The sequence below is a fragment of the Actinomadura sp. NPDC048955 genome (assembly GCF_040649435.1).
Lineage (GTDB): Bacteria > Actinomycetota > Actinomycetes > Streptosporangiales > Streptosporangiaceae > Spirillospora > Spirillospora luteofluorescens.
In genome coordinates this window covers 107,481-113,692 of sequence record NZ_JBEZJI010000028.1, presented here as the reverse complement: position 1 = coordinate 113,692, position 6,212 = coordinate 107,481, and the positions used below count along the sequence as shown (strand labels likewise).

The following is a 6,212-nucleotide window of genomic DNA, read 5'->3' as shown; positions in this document are numbered from 1 at the left end:
GTCCTGGCTCCACTTCTACAATCACCACCGCGCCCACTCCGCCATCGGAGACCAGCCACCGATCACCCGGCTGACCAACCTCCCTGGACATCACAGCTAGCCCTCGCGGGCGCACGGCGCCTCGCGGTCGGGGTCGAGCGAGCCCAGCAGCGCGTGCAGGATCTCGCGGAACTCCAGCATCTGCTCGCGGGTCAGCGGGTCGAACAGGTGCCGCCTGACCTCGGCGACGTGCCCCGGCGCCGCCTCGGCGAGGACGGCGAAGCCCTCGTCGGTCAGCCGGGCGATCGTGGTGCGCCGGTCGGCGGCGGGCTTGCACCTGCTCACCCAGCCGGCCTCCTCCAGCCGGTTCACGGCGTGCGACAGGCGGCTCGGGGACGAGTGGACGATCTCGGCGAGCTCGGTCATCGTCAGCGCGCGGCCGGGCGCCTCCGACAGCATCGCGAGGATCATGTAGTAGGTGTGCGGCAGGCCCGAGTCGCGCTGGAGCTGCCGGTCGAGGGCCTCGCCGAGCAGCCGGGACGTCCACAGGAAGGCGCGCCAGGTCTCCTGCTCGTCGTCGTCGAGCCAGCGCGGCCCGGTCGTCGTCTCGCCGGTGGTGTCGCCGGTCATCGTCTCGGCCATGCCCCCATGCTACCCGGCACTTGAACCCTCAAGACTTGAATGTTCAACGAAATCGAGTATGGTTGAACTCTCAAGTAAGGGGAGGACGCTCATGACCAGGATGCCGGTGCTCTACCTCAGCCACGGCGCGCCGCCGCTGGCCGACGACGCCCGGTGGACCGCCGAGCTGGCCCGCTGGTCGGCGGAGCTGCCGAAGCCGGAGGCGATCCTCATGGTGTCGGCGCACTGGGAGGAGGCGCCGCTGAGCATCGGCGCCACCCGGCCGGTGCCGCTCGTCTACGACTTCTGGGGCTTCCCCGAGCACTACTACACCGTCCGGTACGACGCGCCCGGCGCGCCCGCCCTCGCCGACGACGTGCGCGGGCTCATCCCCGGCGTCCACCAGGACGAGGAGCGCGGTCTGGACCACGGCGCGTACGTCCCGCTCGTGGAGATGTATCCGGACGCCGACGTGCCCGTCCTGCAGATGTCGATGCCCACCCTGGAGCCCGAGCGCCTCTTCGAGGTCGGGCGGAGCCTCGCGCCGCTGCGCGACAAGGGCGTCCTCATCGTCGGGAGCGGGTTCACCACGCACAACCTGCGCGAGATGCGCCCGGACCCGGACGCGGCGCCGCCCGCGTGGTCGGCGGAGTTCGACGAGTGGACGGACCGGGCCGTGCGGGGCGGAGACGTCGACGCCCTGCTCGACTTCCGCGCCAAGGCCCCGGCCGCGCGCATCGCGCACCCGCGCACGGAGCACTTCGCGCCGCTGTTCGTGGCGCTCGGCGCCGACGCCGACGCCGCCTCGCGGCGGCGCTCGGTCATCGACGGCTACTGGCTCGGACTGGCGAAACGCTCGTTCCAGTTCGGCTGACCGGGGGTCAGTCGGTCCGGACGGGCACGTCCATCCGCGCGAAACCGGTGCGCCAGGACGCGACCCGCGGCTTCCACCCGAGGCTCAGCGCCCTGGCGTTGGACGCCGGACGTCCCGTCGCGGCCGCGTGCTTGCCGGCGCTGCCGGGGGAGGGCGCGCCGAGCGCCGCGCTGTAGACGGGCAGCCAGTCGGCCGTGGTCGCCGGCTCGTCGTCGACGATGTTGACGACCCCCGCGGGCCAGTCCAGGGCGGCGAGCGCCGCCGACGCCGCGTCGTCGGCGTGCACGAACGACGTCCAGGACGGCGCCTCGCGCAGCACGCCCGCCCGCACCCGCTTGGCGATCGCGCCGTCGGGCGCGTACCAGGTCCCGGGGCCGTAGAGCGCGCCGTAGCGCAGGACGACGCCGTGCGGCATCTCGGCGACCGCGCTCTCCAGCGCCGCGATGCCCGCGTAAGGCGGCAGGTGCGGGTCGAGCGGGTCGGTCTCGACGGCGGGCGCGTCGCCCGGCACGTACAGCCAGGCGATGCTCTGCGCGACCATGGTCCGCACGCCCGCGCCCTTCGCCGCGTCGACCAGGTTGCGGGTGCCCACGATCCGCAGGCGCGAGTTGGCCTCGAAGTCCTCGGCGCTGAGATCGGTGAGCTGGTGGACCACCGCGTCGGGGCGCTCGGCGGCCATGACGTCGCGCACCGCGGCGGCGTCGAGCACGTCCAGCAGGACCGGCGCGGCGCCGAGGTCGCGGATCATGGCGGTGCGTTCGGGTCGGCGCGTCGTCCCCGCGACCTCGTGGCCCGCCCGGACGAGCAGCGGGATCAGCCGGCGGCCGACTACTCCGGTCGCTCCGGCGAGGAGAATCTTCAAGGGGGTACCTCCGCGACTGTCACGCCATCGTGCATCGTCTGATGTGGGTCTGCCAGCACTGGTCACGCCCGGCGTTCCGCATGGACACCCCCCTGCGTCCGGCCGGACTAAGTCGGACGGGCCACACCGCCCCCCGGCGGCTCGTCCGCCATGAGCGTACCGCCGGGAAGCGCCCGAACGCGTTTCGCGTGCGCCGCGGGCGAGAATTCTTGTTCTCTGACGGGATTCGGCACTGCGAAGGATCGGCGGCACATGAAGATCACTCTTGTCCAGGGCGACATCACCGAGCAGAAGGTCGGCGCGGTCGTGAACGCGGCGAACTCGTCGCTGCTGGGCGGTGGCGGGGTGGACGGCGCGATCCACCGCAGGGGCGGCCCGGAGATCCTGGAGGAGTGCCGCAAGCTCCGCTCCTCCCATTACGGCGGCGGCCTGCCGACCGGCCAGGCGGTGGCGACGACGGCCGGGCTGCTGCCCGCCGGATGGGTGATCCACACCGTCGGCCCCGTGTACTCCTCCTCCGAGGACCGCTCCCACCAGCTCGCCTCCTGCTACCGCGAGTCCCTCCGCATCGCCGACGAGCTGGGCGTCGACTCGATCGCCTTCCCCGCCGTGTCGGCCGGCATCTACGGCTGGCCCATGGACGACGCCGCCCGCATCGCGGTCGGCACCGTCCAGGGCACCCCGAGCCAGGTGATGGACGCCCGCTTCGTCCTTTTCACCGAGGCCGCCTACGACGCCTTCGAGCGCGCCGTGGGAGCGCTCTAGCGTCGTCCGGGGGAGCGCTCAGCCCTCGTCGTCGTCCTCCTTCGGCGGAGGCACCACCAGGACCGGGCGGTGGGCGTGGTGCAGCACGCGGGTGGACACGCTGCCCAGGATCACCGACCGGGCCCCCGCCAGGCCGCGCGAGCCGGTGACGACGAGGGAGGCGTTCAGCTCCTCCGCGACGTCCACGATCGCGGCCCACACCGGCCCGCCGCCGCGCTCGGCGCGGACCGCCACGTCGGTCAGCCCCGCCTTGGCGGCGATGTCGGCGCCCTGCTGGGCGAGCCGTTCGGCCTGCTTCTCCTCCTCGTACTGCTCGCCCTCGTCGATCCTGCCCGCCACCGGCACCGCGGCGGCCAGGGGCGCCCAGGAGATCTGGGTGAGCAGCGGCTCCCACACCGTCATGATCACGGTCGGCCCGGCGCGCAGGTGCCGCGCGACGTACTCGACCGCCGCCCGCGCGTCGTCAGAACCGTCGTATGCGATGAGAACTGTCATACGATCAACTTCTCCACCCCCGCGCGCCGCGAACGCGAACGCGGAGGTCAGTGGCGAATCTCTCAGGCGCGGGACGGGGCGCGGCCGGTCCCGGGCGGGCCCGCGAAGGCCTGCGCGACGTCCAGCCAGCGGTCGGCGTCGGGGCCGGTCGCGGTGAGGGCCAGGTCGGCGCGGTGGCGGCGCTGGGTCACCGCCTGGCAGAAGTCGAGGGCGGGGCCGGTGACCGACTGGCGGGCGTCCGGCGGGCCCCACGTCCACTCGTCGCCGTCCGGTCCGCGCAGGACGACGCGGAACTCCTCGGCGGGTGGCTCCAGGCCCCGGTTGCGGAACGCGAAGTCGCGGGTGCGGACGCCGATGTGCGCGACGTGCCGGAGGCGGGACGTGGGCGCGCGGCGCTCGCCGAGCGCGTCGGCGACGTCCTCGCCGTGCGCCCAGGTCTCCATGAGCCGCGCGGTCGCCATGGACGCGGCGCTCATCGGCGGGCCGAACCAGGGCAGGCGCGTGCCCGGCGGGACGGCGGCGAGGGCCTCGACCATCCGGCGCCGGCCCTCCCGCCAGCGGGCGAGCAGGGGGGCGGGCTCTTCCACGGCGCCTTCCCGCGCGCCGGTCTCGACGAAGCCGCCGGGGTCGGCCATGGCCTGCTCGACGATCCCCGCGAACGCGGCGGCGTCGGTGGCCGCCACGACCGCCTGCGCGTCCGTCCAGGCCAGGTGCGCGATCTGGTGCGCGATCGTCCAGCCCTCGGCCGGGGTCGGGTCCGCCCAGCGGCCGGCGGCCAGCGGTGCGACCAGGGCGTCGACGGAGTCGCCCTCGGCGGCGAGGTCGGCGAGCAGGAGCGTCAGGTCCGGCATCCCGCCATGATCCCGCGTCGCGGGGCCCGGGGTACAGGGCCGCGCGGGAAACCGTTCAGCCGAGGAGCGCGCGGGCGGCGGCGTAGTCGGCCTTGCCGTTCGGCAGCCGCAGCCCGCGGTCGGTGCGGACGAACGCCTTCGGGATCTTGTAGCGGGCGAGACGGGCGGCGCACCCGGCGCGCAGCTCCTCGTCGGACGGGGCGCCGGACGGGCCGACCACCGCGACGATCTCGGTGCCCCAGCGCTCGCTCGGGCGGCCGACCACCAGCGCGTCGGCGACGCCGGGCAGGCCGCGCAGGACCGTCTCGACCTCCTCCGCGAACACCTTCTCGCCACCGGTGTTGATCGTGGTGGCCTCGCGCCCGTGCACCTCCACGGTGCCGTCGGCGAGGAGCCGGGCCCGGTCGCCCGCGACGACGAGCCGCTCGCCGTCCACGGTGAGGAACGTGGCCGCCGTCTTCGCCGGGTCGCCGAGGTAGCCGAGCGGGATCGCGTCGCCGCCCTTCGCCAGCCAGCCGAGCTCGTCCTCGCCGGGCGCGAGCCGCCGGGTCCGGTCCGCGCTGAGCACGGCCGTGCCCGCGGCCGCGCGGAACGTCCGCGCCTCCGGGCCGTGCCGGGTGACCTGGAATCCGCTCTCCGAGGAGCCGAGGACGTCCACGAGCCGGGCGTGCGGGAGGAGTTCCAGGAGCCGCGCCTTCACGCCGGGGCTGATGCCGGCGGCGGAGTTGATCAGGGTTCGCAGCGAGCCCAGGTCGTGCGGGCGCGCCTCCAGGGCCGCGACGATCGGGCGGGCGAACGCGTCCCCGACCAGCGGCATCCGGGTGGCGCGCTCGCGCTCGGCGGTGGCCATCAGGTCGGCGGCGTCCAGGCCGTCCACCCGGTCGGGGAACACCACGCAGCCGCCGCCGCACCAGCCGCCGAGCGCCGACCACGTGCCCCCGCCGTGCATGAGCGGCGGGCCGACCAGCACGCGGACGTCGCCGCGGACGGCCCGCTCGACCGCCTCGCCGAGGTCGGTGACGGGCGCGCCGTCGCGGCGCCGCATGCCGAGCGGCCCGGTCATCAGGTCGCCGATCCGCCACAGCACGCCCTTCGGCAGCCCGGTCGTGCCGCCGGTGTAGAGGATGTGCAGGTCGTCCGGGCCCGGACGGACGGGGAGCGGCTCGGGGGACGCCTTGGCGAGCGCGTCCTCGTAGTCGAGCGCGCCGGGCAGGAGGGCCGCGCCCGAGTCGTCGGCCACCTGGAGCAGGAGCGCGCCGGTGCCGAGCCTGCCGGCCACCCGGCCGATCACGTCGGCGAACCGCGCGTGGTAGAGGACGGCGGCCGGCCGGGCGTCGGCGAACAGCTGGGCCAGCTCGTCGTCCACGTACCGGTAGTTGACGTTGAACGGCGCGACCCGTGCCTTGTGCGCGCCGACCAGGCCCTCCAGGTACTCGGGCCCGTTGTGCAGGTAGAGCGCGAGATGGTCGTGGGGCGACTCCCACGGCTCGCGGGCCGCGCCGCCGCCGTGCACGCCGAGGCCGCGGTCGTGCAGGACGTTCGCCAGCCGCCGCGTCCGGTCGGCGACCTCGCGCCAGGTCATCCGGCGCTCGCGCCACACCAGGCACTCGCGGTCGGGGATCGCGGCGGCGATGGCCTCGTGCAGGGTCGCCAGGTCGAGCATCGGCACTCCTCCGGGGGACGGGCGTCGGCAGCACCGTAACCGATGACTTACCGAATCCGGTTCAGCGGGTGGGATCTCACGAAGTGAACTGACGTACGAGGC

At 74.6% G+C, this 6,212-nt stretch carries 7 protein-coding genes; 2 read left to right on the top strand and 5 right to left on the bottom strand.

Annotation, left to right across the window (positions count from 1 at the left end; translation table 11 throughout):
* Positions 1 to 96: 96 nt before the first annotated feature.
* Positions 97 to 621 (bottom strand): MarR family transcriptional regulator, encoded by a 525-nt coding sequence (locus AB0C84_RS25620; protein ID WP_258940667.1) that lies wholly within the window; start codon positions 619 to 621, stop codon positions 97 to 99.
* 91 nt (positions 622 to 712) lie between these two features.
* Between AB0C84_RS25620 and AB0C84_RS25615 the strand changes: the two genes are divergently transcribed.
* The gene (locus tag AB0C84_RS25615) at positions 713 to 1,474 is read left to right on the top strand and encodes a class III extradiol ring-cleavage dioxygenase (protein WP_179844315.1); all 762 of its coding nucleotides are present in this window, start codon (positions 713 to 715) and stop codon (positions 1,472 to 1,474) included.
* A 7-nt stretch (positions 1,475 to 1,481) separates the two neighbouring features.
* On the opposite strand, the gene AB0C84_RS25610 is transcribed toward AB0C84_RS25615, so the two are convergent.
* On the bottom strand, positions 1,482 to 2,336 hold the full coding sequence (locus tag AB0C84_RS25610; RefSeq protein WP_361070942.1) for an NAD(P)-dependent oxidoreductase: 855 nt from the start codon (positions 2,334 to 2,336) through the stop codon (positions 1,482 to 1,484).
* Positions 2,337 to 2,588: 252 nt separating this feature from the next.
* Here AB0C84_RS25610 and AB0C84_RS25605 point away from each other — a divergent pair, with 252 nt between their 5' ends.
* Positions 2,589 to 3,101, top strand: a complete 513-nt coding sequence (locus tag AB0C84_RS25605) for an O-acetyl-ADP-ribose deacetylase (RefSeq protein WP_361070939.1) — start codon at positions 2,589 to 2,591, stop codon at positions 3,099 to 3,101.
* An 18-nt stretch (positions 3,102 to 3,119) separates the two neighbouring features.
* Here the strand turns inward: AB0C84_RS25605 and AB0C84_RS25600 are convergent, their stop codons facing one another.
* The 3 genes from AB0C84_RS25600 to AB0C84_RS25590 all read right to left on the bottom strand — a co-directional run bounded on the left by AB0C84_RS25600 (position 3,120) and on the right by AB0C84_RS25590 (position 6,110).
* Positions 3,120 to 3,596, bottom strand: a complete 477-nt coding sequence (locus AB0C84_RS25600; RefSeq protein ID WP_258940664.1) for a universal stress protein — start codon at positions 3,594 to 3,596, stop codon at positions 3,120 to 3,122.
* A gap of 62 nt (positions 3,597 to 3,658) precedes the next feature.
* Positions 3,659 to 4,447: a TIGR03084 family metal-binding protein gene (locus tag AB0C84_RS25595; protein WP_361070934.1), complete on the bottom strand. Its 789-nt coding sequence runs from the start codon at positions 4,445 to 4,447 to the stop codon at positions 3,659 to 3,661.
* Positions 4,448 to 4,502: 55 nt separating this feature from the next.
* A complete protein-coding gene (locus tag AB0C84_RS25590; protein ID WP_361070931.1) occupies positions 4,503 to 6,110 on the bottom strand; it encodes an AMP-binding protein in 1,608 nt (535 codons plus the stop codon).
* Between the last annotated feature and the right edge of the window lie 102 nt (positions 6,111 to 6,212).

Coding starts and splice junctions, on each gene's coding strand:
- AB0C84_RS25620 (WP_258940667.1), bottom strand. CDS start 621: ATGGCCGAGACGATGACCGGCGACACCACCGGCGAGACGACGACCGGG.
- AB0C84_RS25595 (WP_361070934.1), bottom strand. CDS start 4,447: ATGCCGGACCTGACGCTCCTGCTCGCCGACCTCGCCGCCGAGGGCGAC.
- AB0C84_RS25605 (WP_361070939.1), top strand. CDS start 2,589: ATGAAGATCACTCTTGTCCAGGGCGACATCACCGAGCAGAAGGTCGGC.
- AB0C84_RS25600 (WP_258940664.1), bottom strand. CDS start 3,596: ATGACAGTTCTCATCGCATACGACGGTTCTGACGACGCGCGGGCGGCG.
- AB0C84_RS25590 (WP_361070931.1), bottom strand. CDS start 6,110: ATGCTCGACCTGGCGACCCTGCACGAGGCCATCGCCGCCGCGATCCCC.
- AB0C84_RS25615 (WP_179844315.1), top strand. CDS start 713: ATGACCAGGATGCCGGTGCTCTACCTCAGCCACGGCGCGCCGCCGCTG.